This is a genomic window from Neobacillus sp. Soil_C_43 (assembly GCF_057656715.1).
Genome location: NZ_JBDGJV010000006.1, coordinates 182,718 through 204,949, shown reverse-complemented (window position 1 = coordinate 204,949; position 22,232 = coordinate 182,718). Strand labels below are relative to the sequence as shown.

Annotated in this window: 18 protein-coding genes; 8 read left to right on the top strand and 10 right to left on the bottom strand. The window is 36.5% G+C overall.

Annotated features, from left to right (window positions below):
- Positions 1-12 precede the first annotated feature (12 nt).
- From treC to AC3A54_RS10930, 4 genes are all read right to left on the bottom strand, one after another.
- Positions 13-1,680: an alpha,alpha-phosphotrehalase gene (treC, locus tag AC3A54_RS10945; protein ID WP_487654494.1), complete on the bottom strand. Its 1,668-nt coding sequence runs from the start codon at positions 1,678-1,680 to the stop codon at positions 13-15.
- A gap of 82 nt (positions 1,681-1,762) precedes the next feature.
- Positions 1,763-3,187, bottom strand: coding sequence for a PTS system trehalose-specific EIIBC component (gene treP, locus AC3A54_RS10940; RefSeq protein WP_487654493.1), 1,425 nt, complete (start codon positions 3,185-3,187; stop codon positions 1,763-1,765).
- Positions 3,188-3,650: 463 nt separating this feature from the next.
- A complete protein-coding gene (locus AC3A54_RS10935; RefSeq protein WP_487654492.1) occupies positions 3,651-4,841 on the bottom strand; it encodes a M14 family metallopeptidase in 1,191 nt (396 codons plus the stop codon).
- 140 nt (positions 4,842-4,981) lie between these two features.
- Positions 4,982-5,374 carry a thiol-disulfide oxidoreductase DCC family protein gene (locus AC3A54_RS10930; RefSeq protein WP_487654491.1) on the bottom strand — a complete coding sequence of 131 codons (393 nt, stop codon included), beginning with the start codon at positions 5,372-5,374 and terminating at the stop codon, positions 4,982-4,984.
- Positions 5,375-6,218: 844 nt separating this feature from the next.
- Between AC3A54_RS10930 and AC3A54_RS10925 the strand changes: the two genes are divergently transcribed.
- The 3 genes from AC3A54_RS10925 (at position 6,219) to AC3A54_RS10915 (ending at position 8,594) form a co-directional block, all read left to right on the top strand.
- Complete coding sequence (locus tag AC3A54_RS10925; RefSeq protein WP_487654490.1) at positions 6,219-6,590, top strand: DUF2500 domain-containing protein; 372 nt, start codon at positions 6,219-6,221, stop codon at positions 6,588-6,590.
- Between the two features lie 135 nt (positions 6,591-6,725).
- Positions 6,726-7,808, top strand: a complete 1,083-nt coding sequence (locus tag AC3A54_RS10920; protein ID WP_487654489.1) for an NAD(P)H-dependent flavin oxidoreductase — start codon at positions 6,726-6,728, stop codon at positions 7,806-7,808.
- Positions 7,809-7,946: 138 nt separating this feature from the next.
- Positions 7,947-8,594 (top strand): phosphatase PAP2 family protein, encoded by a 648-nt coding sequence (locus AC3A54_RS10915; RefSeq protein ID WP_487654488.1) that lies wholly within the window; start codon positions 7,947-7,949, stop codon positions 8,592-8,594.
- A gap of 78 nt (positions 8,595-8,672) precedes the next feature.
- Here the strand turns inward: AC3A54_RS10915 and AC3A54_RS10910 are convergent, their stop codons facing one another.
- The 4 genes from AC3A54_RS10910 to AC3A54_RS10895 all read right to left on the bottom strand — a co-directional run bounded on the left by AC3A54_RS10910 (position 8,673) and on the right by AC3A54_RS10895 (position 12,512).
- Entirely contained in the window at positions 8,673-9,341 is a 669-nt protein-coding gene (locus AC3A54_RS10910) for a DUF2642 domain-containing protein (RefSeq protein ID WP_487654487.1), read from the bottom strand.
- A 190-nt stretch (positions 9,342-9,531) separates the two neighbouring features.
- Complete coding sequence (locus AC3A54_RS10905) at positions 9,532-10,716, bottom strand: hypothetical protein (protein ID WP_487654486.1); 1,185 nt, start codon at positions 10,714-10,716, stop codon at positions 9,532-9,534.
- A gap of 59 nt (positions 10,717-10,775) precedes the next feature.
- Complete coding sequence (locus tag AC3A54_RS10900; RefSeq protein WP_487654485.1) at positions 10,776-11,288, bottom strand: LOTUS domain-containing protein; 513 nt, start codon at positions 11,286-11,288, stop codon at positions 10,776-10,778.
- A gap of 153 nt (positions 11,289-11,441) precedes the next feature.
- Positions 11,442-12,512: a CotH kinase family protein gene (locus AC3A54_RS10895; RefSeq protein ID WP_487654484.1), complete on the bottom strand. Its 1,071-nt coding sequence runs from the start codon at positions 12,510-12,512 to the stop codon at positions 11,442-11,444.
- A 300-nt stretch (positions 12,513-12,812) separates the two neighbouring features.
- On the opposite strand from AC3A54_RS10895, the gene AC3A54_RS10890 reads away from it, so the two are divergent.
- Positions 12,813-13,787 carry a hypothetical protein gene (locus tag AC3A54_RS10890; protein ID WP_487654483.1) on the top strand — a complete coding sequence of 325 codons (975 nt, stop codon included), beginning with the start codon at positions 12,813-12,815 and terminating at the stop codon, positions 13,785-13,787.
- A 222-nt stretch (positions 13,788-14,009) separates the two neighbouring features.
- Positions 14,010-15,368: an arsenic transporter gene (locus tag AC3A54_RS10885; RefSeq protein WP_487654482.1), complete on the top strand. Its 1,359-nt coding sequence runs from the start codon at positions 14,010-14,012 to the stop codon at positions 15,366-15,368.
- 20 nt (positions 15,369-15,388) lie between these two features.
- Here AC3A54_RS10885 and AC3A54_RS10880 read toward each other — a convergent pair whose 3' ends face one another.
- Positions 15,389-15,976 carry a VanZ family protein gene (locus tag AC3A54_RS10880; protein ID WP_487654481.1) on the bottom strand — a complete coding sequence of 196 codons (588 nt, stop codon included), beginning with the start codon at positions 15,974-15,976 and terminating at the stop codon, positions 15,389-15,391.
- Positions 15,977-16,346: 370 nt separating this feature from the next.
- On the opposite strand from AC3A54_RS10880, the gene AC3A54_RS10875 reads away from it, so the two are divergent.
- The 3 genes from AC3A54_RS10875 to AC3A54_RS10865 all read left to right on the top strand — a co-directional run bounded on the left by AC3A54_RS10875 (position 16,347) and on the right by AC3A54_RS10865 (position 21,312).
- The gene (locus tag AC3A54_RS10875; RefSeq protein ID WP_487654480.1) at positions 16,347-17,843 is read left to right on the top strand and encodes a pyruvate kinase; all 1,497 of its coding nucleotides are present in this window, start codon (positions 16,347-16,349) and stop codon (positions 17,841-17,843) included.
- A gap of 121 nt (positions 17,844-17,964) precedes the next feature.
- Positions 17,965-19,779 (top strand): ABC transporter substrate-binding protein, encoded by a 1,815-nt coding sequence (locus tag AC3A54_RS10870; RefSeq protein ID WP_487654479.1) that lies wholly within the window; start codon positions 17,965-17,967, stop codon positions 19,777-19,779.
- A gap of 312 nt (positions 19,780-20,091) precedes the next feature.
- On the top strand, positions 20,092-21,312 hold the full coding sequence (locus AC3A54_RS10865) for an MFS transporter (protein ID WP_487654478.1): 1,221 nt from the start codon (positions 20,092-20,094) through the stop codon (positions 21,310-21,312).
- 63 nt (positions 21,313-21,375) lie between these two features.
- Here the strand turns inward: AC3A54_RS10865 and hemQ are convergent, their stop codons facing one another.
- Entirely contained in the window at positions 21,376-22,119 is a 744-nt protein-coding gene (gene hemQ, locus AC3A54_RS10860) for a hydrogen peroxide-dependent heme synthase (RefSeq protein ID WP_487654477.1), read from the bottom strand.
- Positions 22,120-22,232 lie beyond the last annotated feature (113 nt).

Here is a 22,232-nt window from a genome sequence, read left to right as displayed (position 1 = left end):
TGACATCTCCGTTCATTTTTTCAGGTGGTACACAAGTGATTCAAATGGTCTTAATTGAATTTCTCCGCCAAATTTCGCAGAATCCTTGTAATTAGAGAGTAACATCTCACTTGTAAATTCATCAAGATTTAATTGAGAAGGGAGGTGGAATGTCTTTTCTTTTCCATAAAAATTATTAATCACCACTAATTTTTCAGAGCCACTTGACCGGATATACGCAAATAACTCTTCATCTTCATCCAAAATGAGTTTGAAATCACCGTCTGTAATCACATCATATTGTTTTCTTAATTGGATTAGCTTTTGGTAGTGGAAGAAAATAGAGTCTGAATCGCAAATAGCTTGTGCAGCGTTAATTTCTTTGTAGTTTCTTGCCGTACCAATCCACGGTGTACCAGTAGTAAAGCCTGCGTGTACACTAGCATTCCATTGAACAGGAGTTCTAGAATTATCTCGAGATTTTTGTTTTAGAATTTCAAGAATTTCTTGTTCTGTTAACCCTTCCTGTTTCTTCATGTTAAAAATATTTAAGGACTCAACATCACGATAGTCATCAATCTTAGAAAAGTTTGGATTGGTCATCCCAAATTCCTCCCCTTGATAAATATAAGGGGTTCCTTGCATCAAATGCAGAGCTGTTGCCAGCATTTTAGCAGATTCTTTATGATAGGTTTGGTCGTTGCCGAAGCGTGAAACCACACGTGGCTGGTCATGATTACACCAGAAGAGGGCATTCCAACCGCCACCTTGATTCATCTGGACCTGCCATGTAGATAGAATTTGCTTTAATGATTGAAAATCAAAATCTGCTTTTGTCCACTTATCTCCATTTGGATAATCAACCTTCAGATGATGGAAACTAAACGTCATATTTAATTCTTCCTGATCAGGATTCGTATAACGAATACAATTATCAATAGATGTAGAAGACATTTCGCCAACGGTCATAATATTGTATTTTGAAAAAACTTCCTCGTTCATTTCATGCAGAAATTCATGAATTCTCGGTCCATCTGTATAAAATTTACGCCCATCACTGTCATCTTGAGGGAAGTGCTGGTCTTTAGAAATTAAATTAATCACATCCAAGCGGAACCCATCGACACCTTTTTTTAACCAAAAGTGCATCATCTCATATAGTGCCTCGCGTAACTTTTTGTTTTCCCAATTGAGGTCTGCTTGTGTAACATCGAACAAATGAAGGTAATACTGGTCAGTTGATTCATTGTACTCCCATGCAGATCCCCCAAATTTTGACTCCCAATTCGTTGGCGGTTCACCGTTTTTACCATCTTTCCAAATATAGAAGTCACGGTATGGGTTATCCTTAGAGGATTTGGCTTGTTTAAACCACTCATGCTCAGTGGAGGTATGGTTGATTACGATGTCCATAATGATTTTAATATTCCGTTTATGAGCTTGTTCTAGGAGTCGTTCAAAATCAGCCATTGTTCCGTAATCTTCATGAATGGAATAATAATCACTAATATCATAACCGTTATCACGTTGAGGGGATTGATATATAGGTGTTAGCCAAAGAACATCGACCCCAAGTTCTTTTAAATAATCCAATTTTTCAATGATTCCTTGGATATCTCCAGTACCATTTCCGGTTGTATCATTAAAACTCTTTGGATAAATTTGATAAACGACTGCTTTTTTCCACCATGCTGTTGACAAACTAAACACCTGCCTATAATTTTTGAATTTTTCTAATGTGGAAAAGGAGGGAGATGGTCTCCCTCCTAAATGGAGTGTCATTTTATTTTTTTAGACTAAACTTTTTAACACCTGTTTTTGCAAAGATGTTAGTTAAAATGAATGGAACCACAATTGCAATCAACATGCATACTGCAAACATTGCCATATATTTTGGCTGAATGGATAAGATTCCAGGAAGACCACCGACACCAATTGAGTTAGCCATGACACCTGTTGCTACTGATACAACACCAGCAATCATAGAACCGATCATAGCTGCTAAGAAGGGAAAGCCATATTTTAAGTTAATACCGAACATCGCTGGCTCTGTTACACCTAAGTAACAGGAAATTGCTGCTGGTATTGAAACCTGCTTTTCTTCTTCATTTTTACGATTGATAAAAATCATTGCAAGTACTGCTGAACCTTGAGCAATATTTGATAAAGCAATCATTGGCCATAGATTTGTACCACCAAGCTCACTCATCAATTGAAGGTCAATTGCGTTTGTCATATGGTGTAAGCCTGTAATAACTAGTGGAGCGTAAGCAAACCCAAAGATTGCGGCAAATAACCAACCAAAAGCAGAAGTTAAACTTGAGTAAACCACATGAGAGATACCAGAACCGATAGACCAGCCGATTGGACCCAAAATGGTGTGTGCAATTAATACGGTTGGTACTAATGCGAAAAATGGAACAACAATCATAGAAATTGAGTTTGGTACGATTTTACGTAATCTTGTTTCCAAGAACCCTAATACAATTCCAGCTAATATCGCAGGTATTACTTGTGCTTGATAACCAATCATCTTAATATGAGCAAAACCAAAATCCCATGTTGGTATTTCCTTTGCACCTGCAACGCCGTAAGCATTTAATAATTGAGGAGACACTAGGGTAATACCCAAAACGATACCCAAAATTTGCGAAGCGCCCATTTTCTTTGCCACAGACCATGTAATCCCAACTGGTAAGAAGTGGAATATAGCTTCTCCGATTAACCATAGGAATGAGTGGACCCCAGCCCAAAATTGTGAAACTTCAATAATAGTTTTTGTTCCATCTTCGAGTAATTTAATGTCACCGATTACATTTCGAAAGCCAAGAATTAAACCTCCGACTACGAGTGCTGGAATTAATGGTGTGAAGATTTCAGCTAAGTGACCCATCATTCGCTGTATCCAGTTCATATTTTGCTTGGCTGCTACTTTGGCTTCCTCTTTGGAAGTGCCTTCAACACCAGCAATTTTTACAAAATCGTTGTAGAAACTAGAAACATCATTTCCGATAATAACTTGGAATTGTCCAGCTTGGGTAAATGTACCTTTTACAAGCTGGATGCCTTCGATTTTTTCAACATCAGCTTTTGATGGATCATTTAATACAAATCGCATACGTGTTACACAATGGGTAACAGCTGCAATGTTTTCTCTTCCTCCAATGTGCTTTAGTAAATCCTTTGAAGGTTCTGTGTACTTAGACATTTTTCTTTCCCCCTGTAAATGGGATAGGTCCCATTATTATCTATTTAGTATCTGATATATATACAAGTAGTATTGTGTGCGGTTACATTAGAGGTTTTCCTCTTGTATATACAAGTTTTGATTACGTTTTCATTCTAACTTGTATATACATGTAAGTCAACAAAGAAATGTTAGATTTATTTTTTCTTTGTAAACGACCTTAGGATCACGTAATAGTTTCTATGACATTAATGGTAATATCTTAATATGTCTTTTGTATCACTTTTTGTCTTTACAGCATTAAACCATTGAATGAATTTTGCGAAAATGGTAAACTATAGATGTTTAAATTCTTCTGAGTTTAGACCTCCTAATTGTTGAGAACTTAGCCTAGACCACTAGGTTCTCGTTTGAACCTTTGAACAACCGTTCAAGGGTTCTTTTTTTACAAAAAAATGAGGTTGGAATATTCCAACCTCAACTTTCACATATAAAGTCCTGCTAAGAAAATCCCAAGTGTTTTTTGATATATCTCGTCAAATTGGGAAAGGGGGAGAGGGTTAATTCCTTTTCCAATCTCTATTGTAAATCCTGGCCTTCTCCAATCTTGGATAAACCAGTCTTTATAACCTGCATAGCTTTCAATCGTTTTTACAGGCTCATATCCACTGACTCTACTAAATTCAGTCACTATTGTCTCTGACTCAGGGGGTTCTTGATTTTCAAATCCCCAGTACATTACTTCACCTTGTGTATGGAACGCTAGCACTCGTGAAAAATCCCGCCTTTTTGTCAAATCTGCCATCGCAATGGCTTCAGGCTCAGAGAGGGGCTTTTCGCCACCATAATCCCTTGGTCCTGGCTGGTCAGGATTCCTTGCCTTTTCGAGCTCCCATCTCGCAGGGAATTGATCGTTAAGGTCAACACCTCTAATATTGGCTTTCCATCCCGAAAAATCCGAACTGCCTTTATTGTATTCAATAACTCTTGTATTCCATGGCTCGCTTGAAGGTGGCCCATGTAAAACGAGATCGACACCATCTGGGTTTACCATTGGTACAATTGATAAAGTGCTTTGCTGGTAAAATCTGCTGGTTGAAAGTCCACGAATGGCAGTGTGGTTTGTCAGTGATAATAGGTAATCATTTATAAAAGTCATAATGATGGGGGTAGTAATCCATTCATTTGCATGGAAAGATCCATTGTAGTGAACCCTTTTCCCGCCAGTCCCAATCACCAGCTCAGGAATATTTTTTCCCAAAACGGTTTTTCCTATTGAAGGTATCTGTACAAATGGGTAAACACTTTGTAATCGGTTGATATCAGTGATCAAGGTTTGATAGTCGTATCTTTGTCCGCCGTTCACTAATCTCCAGGTTATCCTTAATGGAACTTTAATTGTTTGGCCCACTTTTATGTTAGTTGGATTTATGTTTGGGTTAACCAGTTGCAGAGTTTCTAGTGGGAGATTACGATTTTGAGCTATTTTCCATAAAGTGTCCCCTTGGCGTATTTGATATTCCTGAGCGACAAAACCTGGAATCCGAATCTTTTGCCCAATGGAAAGAGCATTTGGTTGCACGTCCCGATTGGAATCATTAATTAATTGCACATCTAATTTAAATAATTGACTATAGTGCCATAAAGAATCCCCTTGCCTAACAATGATATCCATGGAAGCACCTCCAGATGAAATTAGACATATTAGTAAAAGTTATGCTTTAGAGGATAAATTATTAGCCTTTTATGGTGTCAGGCACTAAATGGATTGATTCCATTACATTGTAGAATTGTATTTGGTAATCGATATTGTCTTTATTCTAGGAATCTGCTTTTCCACTCCGGTAATGGCAGCAGGCAGTGATCTTTTTTTCCAAACCATTTATATCGATTATTTGCAATCCATTCGTAAAGTCGGTCTCTAATAAAAGGAGGTACTACCAGGAATACGAGTAGCATTTTCCAAAGACCATTCAAATGGGTACAAACTCGTAAAGCGGCAGTGGATTTTACATATAATTTTTTATCTTCAATTAAAACAAAGCTGTTTATATCGGTTGTTAATCCGTACGTTTTTAAGAGGTTTTGACCAGTTTTGCTTTGAAGGGAGGCAAATTTAAAGGTTCCAGACGGATCTCGTTTGATAATAAATTGTACACTTTTATTGCAAAGATTGCAGACACCGTCGAATAATATTATTCGTTCCATGGGTTTCACCAACTATTTTTCATTTTTTTTAGCTTACCATATGAAAAGAAAAAATGAATAAATATAAAATGCTGTTGTATTGTCGGCTATTAAAAAGATTTGGTATCAACTACAATTAATCTCAAAAAAGGATTATTTTGGTGTATAATTACACTTTGTAAGAGTGTATAACGATTTATTAGCGAATCACAAAAAGCAGTGATAGAACTTATTAGCTCTTTTCTTAAAGTTTGTTACTTTCTGTATTTATTGTTTCCTGATTCAAAAGAAACTTCGGACAGTTTAGGCAGTAAAAAGAGAAACATTGTCAGAAGACAAGGCAACTTCGGACAGAGTAAGCGGAAAAAACAGAAACATTGTCAGAAGACAAGGCAACTTCAGACAGAGTAAGCGGAAAAAACAGAAACATTGTCAGAAGACAAGGCAACTTCGGACAGAGTAAGCGGAAAAAGGAGAAACATTGTCAGAAGGCAAGGCAACTTCGGACAGAGTAAGCGGAAAAAACAGAAACATTGTCAGAAGACAAGGCAACTTCGGACAGAGTAAGCGGAAAAAAGAGAAACATTGTCAGAAGACAAGGCAACTTCGGACAGAGTAAGCGGAAAAAACAGAAACATTGTCAGAAGGCAAGGCAACTTCGGACAGAGTAAGCGGGAAAAACAGAAACATTGTCAGAAGGTAGTGCAACTTCGAACAGAGTAAGCAGAAAAAACAGAAACACTGTCAGAAGGCAAAGCAACTAATAACAACGAACTTTGTGAAAGTAGCAAACTTATAAAATATATTCGAAACGAATCCTCAGGTTTTACGTATTAATATTTAACAACAAAAAGGGGGCAGGGAGATGGATATTTACACAGGATTTGATATGTTTTCAATTATGCAAACTATTTTCCCGATATTTTTTATCATTGTAGCTGGAATCATTCTTTTTTCTATTTTTAGGGGCATAAGAGAATGGAGTAATAATAATAGCCAACCGCGCCTAAACGTTGATGCGGTTGTGGTTTCCAAGCGAACACAGGTACGCCATGGCGGAAATGACCATCATTCTAGTACCTGGTATTATGTTACTTTCCAAGTAGATAGTGGTGATCGGATGGAGTTTGGTGTAAATGGTCGAGAATACGGTCAGTTAGTTGAAGGGGATCGAGGAGAACTCGTCTTCCAAGGTACACGCTATCATGGTTTTACTCGAAGACAAACAGGGCTGTAAAGTATAAAAGGGAACATTTTCAAACATATTGTAAAATCTCGAAACTTTGAACTTAGATTTTTCGTCTTTATTTGTATTAGGTAGATGGCAGGGGAGCGAAGGAAGGATACTCGGTCGGAAATGGGGTATATAAATATGTGGAAAAACGAATTAAGTGAATTATTAAATGTTAACTATCCAATCATTCAAGCACCTATGGCTGGCGGTCCAACATCTTCTGAACTAGTATCTGCTGTATCGAATGCAGGTGGTCTTGGAATGGTAGGGGCTGGTTATTTGAGCCCGGAGCAGCTACAGATTCAAATTAAGGCTATTCGAAAATTGACCGATAAACCATTTGGGATAAATTTATTTGTTCCTTCAACCTATTCAACTGATGTTGATAAACTGGAAGGAGCCATGGCTCTATTACAGCCTATAAAGGATCAATTCGATATTGCCGATCAACTCACAATTCCTACATTTGAACAAGACTGCAAGACTTTTCAGGAACATATAAGTATAATCATTGAAGAAAAAGTTTCGATTTGTTCTTTTACCTTTGGCTTGCCTTCACAGGAAGTAATCAAAATACTTAAGGAATCTTCAGTACTACTAATTGGCACAGCAACAACGGTACAAGAGGCAATAATTAATGAACAGGCTGGCATGGATGCCGTCGTTGTCCAAGGTGCGGAAGCAGGTGGGCACCGTGGAACATTCCAACATGAAGATAAAAGGGGCTTAGTCGGACTGATGTCGCTAATTCCACAAACCGCGGATTCTATTCGTATTCCAATAATCGCTGCTGGAGGAATAATGGATGGTAGGGGAATTTGCGCAGCCAAAATACTTGGAGCGTCAGGTGTCCAAATGGGGACTGCCTTTCTAGTATGTGAAGAAAGCGGTGCACACCCCCTTCATAAGGAAGCTATATTAATGACAACAGAAGAACAAACTGTACTAACAAAAGCATTTTCAGGGAAAATGGCTCGAGGAATTAATAATAGTTTTATAGAAATGTTGAATCCATATGAAGATGAACTGCCTGACTATCCTATACAAAATGAATTATCGAAAGCAATTCGAAAAGCCTCTTCGTCCATGGGGAAAAAGGATTGTATGTCACTCTGGTCAGGACAGAGCCCACGTTTAGCAAAGAAGATTACTGTTCAGGTACTTATGGAAAAGTTAAAACTGGAAATGGATAGGTATGGAAAAGAAATTAATAACAAATGATTATTTGGTACTCAGTGTTCAGTTGGGAAATTTATGTATACAAACTGTTTTTATGATAATATGAAAATAGTTCGACAAAATATTTATTTAGTAAACTCGTGATTAAAGTGACCAATTTATTTAAGGGGAGGGACTCGCATGAAAAAAAGTATACAAAAAGCTCCCTACCTATTATTTTTATTAGTATTTCCAGCTTTGGCAATTGTTTATAGTTTTTTAAATAACCGTTCACATAAAGCCTTTGATATTTCTACAACAGTGGATCAAGTGATCCCATTTTTGTCGTTTTTTATTATTCCGTATATTTTTTGGTATGTGTATATATTTATGTTTTTAATTTACTTTTGGTATAAGGATACGAAGATATATTTAAGAACATTGCTTTTGATTGTGGTTGCCGAGCTGATCTGCTTTGTAATTTATTTCTTTTTTCAAACCACTGTTCCAAGACCAACCATTCAAGGAGATAACTTTCTTCAAGTGCTTGTACAGTGGATATATGAAAACGATCGACCCTATAATTGTTTTCCGAGTATACACGTACTTACAACCTTTGCCGTTATGCTTGCATCACTCCACATTAAAAACAAGCATCTTATTACCAATTTATGTATCCATATTTCAGGATCATTAATTATTATTTCCACTCTTTTTGTTAAACAACATGTCATTCTTGATATGGTGGGTTCGATGTTCCTTGTTACTTTCCTGTATGGAATCACCTTTGAACTGTTAATCTTTCGTTTGGGCGAAAAGTCTGAGCCAATTTCATTAAAAAATAAATAGTTCCGTATAAAAAGAGTGTGCATAGACACTCTTTTTGTTTTGTAAAGCTTGTTTATAATTCAACCACAAGATAGGGTTTCAAGTCATATGAACCGTTTTAATATGTTGCATATTTACAAAAACAGGGTCTTCTTTTGCACTAATTAATTCTACGAAATTATTTTTAATTCCTTGCACTTTTCCAATTACATTCTCATTTTCCCCAATATTGAAGACAATTAATTCGCCAACACATTTCTCAATTTGGACTTCGAATGATCGTGCAAATGTATGGCCACTTGGATTTACTGGAAGACTTGAATTACTAAGGCCATATGGCCGTTGGTTACTGGTATAAGGGATTAACCATTTTAGATGGTGAAGGGAGATAAACATCGTTTTATAAATAGGGGAATAAAATACAAAGTAATTATTCATGATACTAATAATATACCCATGTAATGCTTGTTTACTTGTTACATAGATTTCTGTAAATATTCCCTTTGCAGCAGTTAGTGTTTTTCTTAAGGATATCTCCTCATTGTGGTTGTAAATGGGTGTAGGCTCATCAGTAAAACTAATTTCAGCTATTTCATCATGTTTTAAGAATTGCCAGTTTTGTATATGAATTATAGGTATATATAGATAGTCATTCCCATTAAAAACAACCCATAAATCACTACCAATATCGACTAATAAGCCACTGATTACTTTCTTTCCTGAAATCTCTAGTTTGATATATTTTCCAATCTTATCTTTCAAGCTCATTTACTCACTTCCTTTCCTTAGACGTTCCATTTACAAATAGAGAAGGGCTGAAGCAGCAAAGGGATATTTAAAAATTCATTTATGAGATCTGCCCAGCTCGTATTTGTAATAGGATTTGAGATTGCACAAAAAGAAATTTTTGACCGAACAATCAACGTATACTATGTCCATTGCATGTGAGTGTTAGTAATTATAATCTAAATGTTCTTTTGCTTCTATTTGGCCATCCGGCAAACGGGAATGCTTTTATTTCATCACGACGAACGGGTTCACCAGCAAAGCGGAAAGCTTGCGTTTCTTTATCTTTTTGTTTCCACACACTCTTCGTATCGTTTGTATTCATTTCATGTGTAGTAGTTTCTACCTTATTATTGGGAGCATTCTGAGACTTGCTTGGTTTTGGTGTATTTTGTGCAACTTCCTGTGTTTTGGTTGTAATTATTTCCTTCTTTGCCATTGGTAATAGCGGTGCAGGTTTAGGTTCCAATTTAAAGAGAGTGGCTACTTCTTTTTCATGTTTCATCTCTTTGGAAGGCTCATCAATATTGGATTTATTTGACTTAGGTTCTTCATTCTTTTTGTCATTATGAGCCATTTCAATTTGTGGTTTCTTTGTTTCCGCAACCACTTTCGGTGTTGTTTCTTCAGAATGAGTTTTTTTATTCTTGTGAGGTACTTCTTTGATTTGATTAACAACTGTTTCACCTTTTATTGGTTGTGACCAAACCATCTTTTCTTCTGTTTCCACTTCGACCGGTTTCTTTTCAGCTGCTTTAGCTTTCTTTTCAGAACCTTTGTTCGATGATGATTTTGTCTTTCGATTAGATTTTTCTTCTGTTTCCTGGGATGAATGACAGTCTTTATCTTCATCTTCTTTCTTATTGTCGTCACTATTGTTGGATTTATCGCTGCTATTTTTGCTCTCTTTTTCATCTTCCTGTTTGGAATCTTCTTCTTTAAGAACCCCTTTTAAAATGTTCGATACATGCTCTACCTTGATTAGAATCCGCTCTTCTCCGTTAATTAAAGTAACGAAATCTTCATCAATTTCACTTAAGACTCCAGTAAACTTTTGTTTGTTGAAGGCTAGTATGGTTACCCAGGTATTTTGAAAGGAATGAAGGAGTTCTTTTAAACTTTGAGTTTTTTGGAAGTTTACTGAAGATATATCAGGTTGGAATTGTTTTGTGTTTTTTGTAATAGCTTGAATTTTTTCGATATTATAATAAAAGATATATTTTTTTTCGGTTTCAAGTACAACATGGTCTTTTTCAACGCCGATTAATTTTCCTTTATATACATTCTCACCTACATAAAGATTTACATTAAATCCCTTTAGCAAATCCAATGCAGCTGAAAACTTATCTAACCCCATGAAAAAATCCTCCTTTAGATAGTATGGGTCGCTTCTCTTGTGGAGAAGCGACAAATGTGTTATTCGTTATCCTCGTGATCTCCTTGATCTTCGTTCTTATTCTTATCGTTGTCACTATCTGATTTGCCAGAGTCATCTTTTTTTCTTTCAACCATTAAGCCATAGCTAATGTTTCGGATGTGTTTCATGGAGAAACGTACCACTTCTTCTTTAACAATTAGTGAAGCAAAGTGTTTGTTGGCGTCACTTAGTACACCTTCTAATGATTCAGAGCCGCCGCGATTGATTTTTACCCATTGGAATCTGATACTTTCTAAAAGTTTATGAAAGTTTTCAGCAGTTTTATAATCTAATTTGTCAGGGATATTTATTCCCAATTTCATGTCGTCTTTTGAGCTTTCTGTCACACTTCTAACATGATTAGTCTTATAGTAAACAACACCATCATTTTCTGTTAAAAGGACAAAATAGTCTTCAAAAACGGCAAGTAATTTCCCTTTTCTTGATTCTGGACCTCCCCGGTCAACCCTAATTGTTTTACCTACAAATAAATTCATTAATTCTCTATCCATAAAAGTTATATCCTCCTTTTATTAAATAAACATTTACACTGCATCTATATGTATCACGGGGTGATGTTGTACTAATAAAGTAGCCTTTTTTTCATAGTCCCACTAAAAAATAGGCAAAAAAAGGTATATGATACATGACCATATACCTAAAAGTTATATAAGAGTTGATAAATTTTTCTTGAGATACGTACCTCTTTTATTAATAAAATTAAAAAATACAAGTTTTTCTTTTTCGAAGGTTTCAATTGTAGAAGTTAAATAGGGATCTTGATGGAGATTTGCCGTTATTTCTTCAAAAAGGTTATTAATAATGGGCTTTAGTACTGGTATAGAAAAATCATTTTCTAAAATATTTGTAAGTATTTCTTTATACTTTTCTTTGAAATTTGAAAAATGGAGTAATCGACCAGTTAACGTATTATATCCAGTTATAGGCACATAGTCATAGTCAAGCAGCTTACCATGAAGGTTTCTTCCCCATGTACCATCATAATCCCAAGGTGTTATTTCATATAAGTTTGTCTCGCTATTTTTATACAAAGCATAATTATGAATAAATCCGTCGTAATTTTGTGTGCAAACGGCCCCTGCAACCCATTTTAAATATTTATCAACATCAAGGTAATGATGAATTTCTTTCTCAAAATCCTCATTTTTATAGGTATTAATCATGGCTATAAAGCGTCCTAATTCCTCTAAATCCTCTTTTTTTCCATATTTTATTGTATACCCTTGATCTAAACGAGTTTTTAGCTCATTTTTTTTTGTTAAAAGTGAAAAGTTTGCTCGGTTATTCGTTGCATAGATAATCGAACCTTCCGGTAAATTCCTTTTTTTAAGAAGAAATTGATCAAAAGATTCTATTTCCAAATATATACCTTTACAAAATCCGTTTATATAAAGAAGAACATGCTTAGAGTGGGGAGAAATAACCCCAATACGATCAAAAAAATCTAGTGATAGTTTGTTTCTAGATAAGGAAACATCAGAATACTCAGCATTAAGATGTATTTCATGAGCCCCATTAAAGGTGTTGGGCTTTTGAAAGACAATCCGATACGATCTCTTTTTCTTATCTCTTATCACGTTTCCTCTATAGGAGAGCTTTATGTTTAGACGATCATTCCCCATCTTTAATACTGCTGGTACTAATTCATCCTCCCATATATCCTTTTCCAATTTCCTTAACCACTTTGGATTAATAAAAATTTCATATTTTAACACGTAAATACCCCTTAACAGTATTTTTTTTAGTTATATGTGTAAAGCGTTGTGGATGTGTATAATCCCAAAAATATTAAGGGTCTAAAAAATATATGTTTGTCTATGGCAAATGCGCTAAAATTTCATAAATTGGAATAGAAAATATAAAATTTTTAGAAAGTGGTGGAAAAATGGTTTTAAAGCTTGATATTGAGCAATTACTTTCAGAAGCTAAGGAAAACGGGCTAGATGGGTTTTTAAATAATAATCCAGTAGGTATGAAAAAAGGAGATAAGTCCGGTTCTGGAGGCTCAGGTAAAAGTGGTTCACATGGAAGCAGCGGCAGCCATGGCGGAAGTGGCAGTCACGGAGGCAGTGGAAGCCATGGTGGAAGTGGCAGTCACGGTGGAAGTGGCAGCGGAGGCCAAGGTGGAACACAAGGTAGCGGTTCAGGCGGTAGTGGAAGCAAAGGTAAAAAAGGGCCTAAAGGTAAAAAAGGTAATAGCAGTCACGGAGGCAGTGGTTCTGACGGAAGTGGAGGTAGTCACGGAGGCAGCGGGTCAGGCGGAAGTGGTTCAGGAGGCAGTGGAGGTAGTCACGGAGGCAGTGGTTCAGGCGGAAGTGGAGGCAGTCACGGAGGCAGCGGGTCATGTGGAAGCGAAGGCAGTCATGGAGGCAGCGGCTCTTGCGGAAGCGGAGGCAGTCATGGAGGCAGCGGCTCTTGCGGAAGTGGAGGCAGTCATGGAGGCAGCGGGTCAGGTAGTCATGGTAGCAACAGAAGCCACGGCAGTAGCGGAAGTAAAGGTAAAAAAGGCAAAAAAGGGCCAAAAGGCAAAAAAGGGCATGGTAGTAGTGGAAGCCACGACAGTAACGGAAGCCAATGTGGCAGTGGAAGCCACGGCAGCAGCGGAAGCCAAGGTGGCAGTGGAAGCCACGGCAGCAGCGGAAGCCAAGGTGGCAGTGGAAGCCACGGCAGCAGCGGAAGCCACGGCAGCAGTGGAAGCCAAGGTAGCAGTGGAAGCCAAGGTGGCAGTGGAAGCCAAGGTAGCAGTGGAAGCCACGGCAGCAGTGGAAGCCACGGCAGCAGTGGAAGCCACGGCAGCAGCGGAAGCCACGGCAGTAGCGGAAGTCACGGCAGCAGCGGAAGTCACGGCAGCAAAGGTAAAAAAGGTAAAAAAGGGCCAAAAGGCAAAAAAGGGCCAAAAGGCAAAAAAGGTAAAAAATAGTCACCCACTAACAAACAAAACCGATACTCAAAAAGTATCGGTTTATTTTTTTGTAACAACCTGTACATAAACCTAGTAAATAGGATCAGTGATATTCGTCTACCCCAAAAATAATAGGTATAAATCTATTAAGTATTTTTAAAAAATATTTAGATTTTCGCTGATTTGTTCATTTACGAGATATTCGTTTAGAACAAGCCTCAATTTCCTCACGTACTATAAAGCAAAGGACAAGAGTTATATAAACGGAAAATAAAGAAGGAAACTTATAGAAGGGAGTAAATTAAATTTTATGTATCATCTTTCGACGGTGATTATCACCATTTTAGCTTTCGTGCTGACAATGGTTCTGATCTTTATCCGTCCCAAAAATATGAATGAGGCCATTCCAGCAACCATAGGGGCTGTTTTAGTATTCCTAAGCGGTAGTGTATCTGTAGCGGATTTATTTGACATCAGCTCCAAGGTGACAGGTGCAGCCATCACCATAATAGCCACGATCGTTATGGCAATCGTACTAGAGAGCTTCGGTTTTTTTAGCTGGACGGCTGCGCTAATGTTAAAACTATCGAAAGGGTCGGGAGTACGACTATTTTGGAATACGTTACTACTTTGCTTTTTAATGACCCTATTTTTTAATAACGACGGAAGTATCTTGATAACAACGCCGATCCTCATCCTTATATTAAATAATCTTAAGCTAAAAACCCGACAAAAAATACCTTTCCTATTAAGCGGAGCACTCATTGCAACTGCCTCTAGTGCACCAATTGGCGTTAGTAATATTGTTAATCTAATTGCCTTGAAAATTATCGGAATGGATCTTTATCTTCAAACAGAAATGATGTTTATACCGGGGGTACTCGGACTGTTGTTTCTTTCTTACTTGCTGTTTCTCGTATTTAAAAAGGACATTCCAAAAGAGATCCGTTTCCATTCCTACACCATTCCACTTCAAAAAAACCGTCTCTATCATCCACTGCAAAAAAACGCGGATAGCCTATTTGAACAACAAAAGAAACTCATGATTAATATGCTTATTTTCGTTTTCATTGTTAGAATCAGTCTATTTATCGCCTCATTTATTGGGATCTCTGTAACTTTAGTAGCTGTGCTAGGTTCTATAATTTTATTAATTTGGAGATGGATTCACCTAAAAGTAAATCCAAAGGACGTGTTAGGAAAAATTCCATGGCACATTTTAATATTCGCCTTTAGCATGTATGTCATCATCTTTGGATTGCACAATATTGGTTTAACCAACTTTCTAATTGGACATCTTCAAACACTAGTCAATGATAGTTTACTGCACGCCAGTATAACGATGGGGGCTATCACAGCTTTACTATCAAATATCTTTAATAACCATCCTGCTTTAATGATTTCAACACTGGCATTAACGGACATGGGACTAGACCCGCTGATTATGAAAACTGTCTACCTGGCGAACATTATTGGTAGTGATATCGGCTCATTAATCCTACCGATTGGAACACTTGCTACATTAATCTGGATGCATATATTGAGGAAAAATAAAATTCATATAAGTTGGCTCGATTATATGAAAGTTACAATCATTGTAATTCCCCCAACGTTGATTTTTACTTTAATCAGCTTGTACCTATGGCTCTTACTTGTTTTCGTCAACTAATAGATTAAAATCCCCAAGTCTCAATGGCTGGGGATTTTTACTATTTTTCTAAAGAGTGGAAATAACCAACAGCCAACGTAAATACCAAGCAAATTTAATAGTAAATCATCAATATCCAAGCTGCCGCGGTGGGTGAAAAATTGTAGTAATTCAATAGAAGTGATCGCTGCAAATGGGAGAAAAATTATCTTCAAATGAGAAGCCCGATTTACTCTGAGTAAAATACCATATGGGAGAAATAAGCCTATGTTAGCAGCCAAATTATATATTGAAATCAAGACATTTACTTTCCCAGATAGATAAAAGGCAATCGTGGAAAAGGGAATCAAATTTATAGAATTGTAGCTTTGATCATTTGGACGAAGGAACAATAATATCAATAATCCAATCGTGTAAAAAAGGATAAATGTTAAAAAAAGTGAATATGAGAGTTGGATTGATTCCTTCCAAATTAACAAAAGACTAGTAAAATAGAACATATAGATACAAAACCAGACAACCACTAATACAACTGGGTGTAGATAACTTGTTAATTGGAATAATATAGGAGATAAAATAAGATACGTTCCTATTGAAAGGAATAATGATAAAATGTATGTTTTTTTCACGCTCACACCACCGACAAATTTTAAAAAAAGCTTTGTTAACTGTCTGTTGATTTCCGTTCCAGGCACTTCGCTTTCCGTGGGCGTTTCGGCGAGTCTCCTCGGCGCTTGCGCCTGCGGGGTCTCCCCTGAACCGTACTCCCACAGGAGTCTTCGCGCCTTCCACTCCAATCAACAGGGTATAAATTCAACAATGTTCTTTAACACAGCTATAAAAAAGGGATTAGCTCTTTCCTACTTATTTTATCCTACAAGTATATGTAAATAAAGGAACAACGTAGTTCAACTGTTGGTTATTATAAATGCACACATCTGTTGTTATTGCATATATGGATAATGGATAACTTTTTGCTCAACCAAGGATGTGAATCATATGGTTAATTCTCTCAATAACCCACAAGAATGGTCGAAACGAATAGGGAGAATGTTTCAACAAATTATTCAAGAAGTTGAGCAGGTTCGAGAAACGGTTTCGGTAACAGGTGCTGAATACAATCGGGATAACTTACTGGCTTACCTTGCACTTAGAAAACATAACATTTCTGATTTTCAGCTGTCATTAGCGGAGCAGGGGCTTGCAGCAATAGAAAAATCCTTTTGCCACGTGCTATATTCATTAGAAAAAATCTTGAGTCATTTACATGTTGAAGTGAATTTACCTACGACCCTGGCTATTCCAACTCCTTCTGATTCAAGAGGGATTATGAAAAATCGGTCGGAAGAATTGCTCGGAAAGGGAAACAATCAGCTGCATTCGACAATCATGGTGACGTTAGATGCTAAAATGGCAAACAACCAACCACTTATAAGAGAACTGTTACTAAAGGGTATGAATATAGCAAGAATCAATTGTGCCCATGATGATCATGAAGTATGGAAACAGTTAATTGAAGGGGTAAGGATGGCTGAGAAAAGGCTTAGAGATGCAGGACATTATCACGACAGGGCGTGCAAGATATATATGGATTTAGCTGGTCCAAAGGTACGGATTGGCAAACTTCCTCTTGAAGATATTATTGTCAAGAAGGGTGATTCCTTACGACTATTATTAGATTCAGATAAACTGGGTCATCCCTCTTCAGCAGATGTACCAGCGGGAGTACCAGTTACACTTGAAAAGGCATTTCGAAACGTCCGAATCGATGATCGTATTTTTATAGATGATGGGAAAATCTTTGGAATTGTACGACATGTTACAAAAGAACACATTGAAATTGAAGTACAATCACCTGAAGGTAAGGCGTACCGAATAAAAGAAGGAAAAGGATTGAATTTACCTGATTCTCTTCTTAGTTTAAATGTTCCAGCTTTGACCGAAAAAGATATTAATGACTTAGCATTTATTTCTAAGTACGCAGATATTTTGGGAGTTTCCTTTGTCCACTCCCCACTAGACTTAAAAAAACTTCGGGTTGAATTAAGTAAATATGAAGTGCCCCATTTGGGGGTGGTGGCAAAGATTGAAACCAAAGATGCTGTCCATCATTTAGCTAGAATTATCCTAGACGGATTACAATTTGAGCGGTTTGGTATTATGATTGCTAGAGGAGATCTTGCAGTAGAGGTGGGGCCTGAGAACCTTTCCTTTGTCCAAGAAGAAGTTTTGGCCATTTGTTCAGCTGCTTATGTCCCTGTTATTTTGGCAACAGGTGTCCTAGAACGGTTAACAAAAAAGGGTATACCTTCACGGTCCGAAATGACAGATGTATTTTTAGCAAGACGGGCAAATTGTATTATGCTTAATAAGGGGACCTATATTTTGAACGCATTAGACATGCTGACAAAAGTACTTATTACCGATGAGGCAGAAAGGCTAACATCGAACGAGAGTAAACGGAATCTAACTGCTCAATACGGTGTATTAAGGTAATCAATAAGGATTTTTTTATTATCACCATCCGCGCAGACTTTTTGTCTGCGTGTTTTTTTGTTTCTTCAAATGAAAATAATCTATAAAATAGAACTAAATAGAAATTGATCGGAGGTTTCGAATGAATTCTCAGTATTTATACTATTTTTTAATGTTAAGACGTGCCTTTCAAGCGTATGAAAACCATGTACCCATTCGAACTACAATGAATGATTTAGTCCAAATTCTTTTTTGCACACAAAGGAACGTCAAACTCGTTCTAAATAAATTAAAGGATGAAAAACTAATTGAATTTCATTCGGGAAAGGGAAGAGGAAACGGCTCTACCATAATTTTTTTAGAAAATCTTGAGCAAAGTTTACAACAACAAACACATGCGCTTTTAAATAAAAATGAGATTATGAAAGCTTTGGAGTTAGTAAAAGAATTTGGGGAAGGCACCAAGGTAGAATCCTTTATTATGGAATGGGTGTCTACTTATTTTGGCTATAAACAAGTGAATTCAAAAGATAACGCGGAATTGGAAATCCTAAGATTCCCAATCTACCGTCCACTTACTACTATCAATCCGATTCACATTTTTTTCGATTTGGATGCTCATATCGTGATGCAGGTTTATAATACATTAGTAGAATATGATAATAAAAGTAGATCCTTTCGTCAAAGTCTTGCACATAATTGGGAATGCAGTCAGGATAAAAAAAGCTGGTTATTTTATTTGCGAAAGGGAGTTCGATTCCATAACGGAAGAGAATTAACAGCTGAAGATGTCAAACATTCCATCATGAGATTATGGCATTCTCCTCATAAATGGCTTGTTAGTGATATAAAAGAGATAAAAATACTATCAAAATACTCAATTCTTTTTCAACTACAAGAGCCTAATACTTTGTTTTTAAATTTTGTTTCGTTTGCACCGATGTCTATAATTGATATTTTTGATCCTTCTGAAGGATTTGCAAAATTACCAATAGGGACTGGACCATTTAAAGTTGAATCAGTTGTTTCTGATCATTGTGTATTAACTGCCTTTGAATTCTACTTTGGAGGACGGCCACATTTAGACAAAGTAGAGATTATTAGATTACCAGAAGACTTAAGAGAAGATATGGAAGAAAGAAAGAAACTTATTTTTGATACTGGAGAAAGTCCAACACCACCTATGGCGGACTGGGATGAAAAACAGAGTATCTTTTCTGGAACGAACATTTTAACTATGAATGTAGCCAAAAGTGGTCCAATTCAAAATCTAAGGTTAAGGAGATACATACTCTCCCATATTGAGCGAGAAAAACTAACTCAATTAGGAAAACCAAGGTTGGGTGTTGCCAATGGCTTTATGATAACAGAAGAAATGAACGCACATTCTCCTATCTTCGAAAAAGAAACAAAGGTTACTTTTAAAGAGAATTTAACTTCAACAGGATATAGCGGAGAAAAATTGACACTTCTTACTTACAATCGGCACGCACATGATGCCTATTTTATACAACAACAATTAATAGAAAAGGGCTTAAACGTGATAGTTATGATTGTGGAGTGGGATAAAATTCAAAATCATCAGATGTTAGATGAGGCAGATATGGTTTTATTTGAAGGAACGCCAAATGGTAACTTCATTTCCCTATTTGAGTTATTCCTATTTGAAAGAGGGTTTATTTATCCTTTTTTAACGATTCAAATGAAAGAAATAATGAATGAAAGAATAACAAAAATTAAAAAAGAAATCCATCCTTCTAAAAGAATAAAGAAGTATCGTGAACTCGAAAAGTTCCTTGTTGAGGAGGGCGTTTTAGGTTTCTTAGTTCATAAACAAGTGGAAGTTTCCTATGATACCACTTTAGAAGGAGTTTCCTTTAACTCAAGAATGTGGGTTGACTTTAAGGACCTGTGGTACAAGCAAACTAAAATCGACAAGTTCAATGCAGATGAATAAAGAAGCCCTAGTGGCTTCTTTTTCGTTTTAAGCTTTGATAAACTTGTCTGTTGACTTCCGCTCCAGGCGCGAGCGGTTCGTGGGCGTTTCGGCGAGCCTCCTCGGCGCATGCGCCTGCGGGGTCTCCCCTGAACCGTACTCCCACAGGAGTCTTCGCGCCTTCCGCTCCAATCAACAGGGTATAAAATCCACAATGTTCTTTAACACAGCCTAGTTGGAAAACATGAAAAAAAAGAAAAAGTTTTACGATTTTTAGCTGGTCAATGCCAACGTACAATGAAAATAGAATAATAAAGCAAAGGAGCAAATCTAATGGCAGTTGATCAGTCTTATCAAAAGGTTACTATTTGGCAATACAAGGAATTCACTTTCCTACTTGCTGCTAGTTTGTTATTAAGTATTGGAAATAAAATCTATGAACTTCTTTTACCGTTAATTATGTATGATTTATCACAAGGTTCTTCAATCGTTATGACCTCAATGAGGACGGCTGAACTATTACCGAATTTATTCTTTGGAATAGTTGTCGGGATCATTGTAGACCGAGTGAATAAAAAGAAATGGGCTATGTGGATGATTCTCATTCAAGCGGTCGTCCTACTTATCATGTATGGTATGTTTGGGGCGCACTTATACAAACCAATTCTCTTTTATTTGTTTGGATTTATCTTAATGACACTAAATTATGGCTTTTTTAATACCCAAGTGAGTCTTATTAAATTAAGTGTGCCTCTTCCACTGCTAACAAGTGCAAATGCAAAATTTTCATTTATTGAAACTTTTGTTGGGATTATGGGTCCAGTCTTCTTAGGGTTTGTCCTTTTATTTGCCAACAAGGCCCAAGGTTTATTTTTAACAGTGATTTTATACGTATTGGCCTACTTCTTAATCATGAATCTTACAGTAAATGAACCTGTGAAAAAAGGGAGTCAAAACTCTTTCTGGTACGATTTTAAAGAGGGTTGGGATGTTTTTACGAAAAATAAAGCACTCAAAACCATGACTTTGTTCATTTTATTCATCAATTGCACCATGATTGTTGTCAGTAATACTGTATTAATTTTTGGAACAGCAGATTTACATCTATCTAATTCTGTTCTCTCGATTATTTTAGCTACAACTGGAGTAGGGGGATTAATCGCTAGTTTAACTATCAATCGTTTAAGAATTCGGTTTAAATTAGGAGTTTTATTTGGGGCTGCTATTATTGGAAATTCCATCGCATATGTAGGTTTTTATTTAACAAACCATCTTTATTTATTGGCCCTCTGTTTACTTTTAAACGGATATTCGACTACTATTTATATTATTTGTGCTTATACGTTTAGACATGAGCAAACACCTTCTGAATTTATGGGGAGAATTGGAGGACTAACAGGTTCTTTGTTCAGAATAGGCATGCCGATTACTATGCTTTTCTCAGGGTGGATGATTAACTGGTGGGGGACTTCTTCCATATTTATTAGTTCAGCGGTAGTAAATGTAATTATCTTTCTCATTTACCGACGAACTTTACTTTGGAAGCTGCAGTAAAAAGGAACAACGATAAAAGGCTGATCCATTAGCAATGGATTCAGCCTCCTGTTCCACTTAAGTTTAGATATGAAAAAGTTGTTCCATTTCTTCTTGTTTTAAAAGATTCCCAATAAAGAAGGAACCAAATATACCGTAAACGGCACTTACTTCGTCAAATCTTGTTTCATAAATTAATTTTTTAAATTGAAGTGCGTCATTACTAAATAATGTGACACCCCATTCATAGTCATCAAATCCTACAGAGCCCGTAACTATTCGTTTTACCTGATCGGTATATGGTCTACCCGTATCAATGTGTTCAAACATCAATCTTTTTCGTTCTTCCATCGGCAGCATAAACCAATTAGTCTTTTCACCACGTAATTTACTCATTGGATAAAAACAAACATATTCAGTTTTTGGTATGACAGGGTATAGCTTAGCTAGCATGGCAGGATCTTCGTAAGGATTTGTTTCTGCTTGAGCGTAACTACTTTTTTCTATTACAGATAAATAAGAGTAGGCTGGTTTTGTGAAATTAGCAAATGATGTTTTACTAAATTCTGTTTCCACTATATTAAGTTCTTTCATCGTAGGGCGCAAAATCATAAACATAATATCTGCTTTTTGGCCTACAATTGTATACACCGAATGACTTCCTCTTTGTTCAGATTCTATTCTATCCCACTTATTAATTAATTCTTTGATTTCATATATCGCGTGCTCACGTTCTTCCTCAGAGGCTGATTTCCATTTCTCCCAGTCAAACATCCTAAAGTCATGTAAGCAATACCATCCTTCAATCGTTTTCATTGCTTGATTCATTATAATCACTCCAAGTAATAATTAATAACATCTTCATAGTGTAAATGATAAATATTTTCATTTGAGAATGTCGTGATTTATATCACTTACATGGACTGATTTCACAAAAAGAT

Coding starts and splice junctions, on each gene's coding strand:
- AC3A54_RS10875 (WP_487654480.1), top strand. CDS start 16,347: ATGGTTAATTCTCTCAATAACCCACAAGAATGGTCGAAACGAATAGGG.
- AC3A54_RS10885 (WP_487654482.1), top strand. CDS start 14,010: ATGTATCATCTTTCGACGGTGATTATCACCATTTTAGCTTTCGTGCTG.
- AC3A54_RS10870 (WP_487654479.1), top strand. CDS start 17,965: ATGAATTCTCAGTATTTATACTATTTTTTAATGTTAAGACGTGCCTTT.
- AC3A54_RS10865 (WP_487654478.1), top strand. CDS start 20,092: ATGGCAGTTGATCAGTCTTATCAAAAGGTTACTATTTGGCAATACAAG.
- AC3A54_RS10900 (WP_487654485.1), bottom strand. CDS start 11,288: ATGGATAGAGAATTAATGAATTTATTTGTAGGTAAAACAATTAGGGTT.
- AC3A54_RS10920 (WP_487654489.1), top strand. CDS start 6,726: ATGTGGAAAAACGAATTAAGTGAATTATTAAATGTTAACTATCCAATC.
- AC3A54_RS10915 (WP_487654488.1), top strand. CDS start 7,947: ATGAAAAAAAGTATACAAAAAGCTCCCTACCTATTATTTTTATTAGTA.
- AC3A54_RS10930 (WP_487654491.1), bottom strand. CDS start 5,374: ATGGAACGAATAATATTATTCGACGGTGTCTGCAATCTTTGCAATAAA.
- hemQ (WP_487654477.1), bottom strand. CDS start 22,119: ATGAATCAAGCAATGAAAACGATTGAAGGATGGTATTGCTTACATGAC.
- treP (WP_487654493.1), bottom strand. CDS start 3,187: ATGTCTAAGTACACAGAACCTTCAAAGGATTTACTAAAGCACATTGGA.
- AC3A54_RS10925 (WP_487654490.1), top strand. CDS start 6,219: ATGGATATTTACACAGGATTTGATATGTTTTCAATTATGCAAACTATT.
- AC3A54_RS10905 (WP_487654486.1), bottom strand. CDS start 10,716: ATGGGGTTAGATAAGTTTTCAGCTGCATTGGATTTGCTAAAGGGATTT.
- AC3A54_RS10935 (WP_487654492.1), bottom strand. CDS start 4,841: ATGGATATCATTGTTAGGCAAGGGGATTCTTTATGGCACTATAGTCAA.
- AC3A54_RS10910 (WP_487654487.1), bottom strand. CDS start 9,341: ATGAGCTTGAAAGATAAGATTGGAAAATATATCAAACTAGAGATTTCA.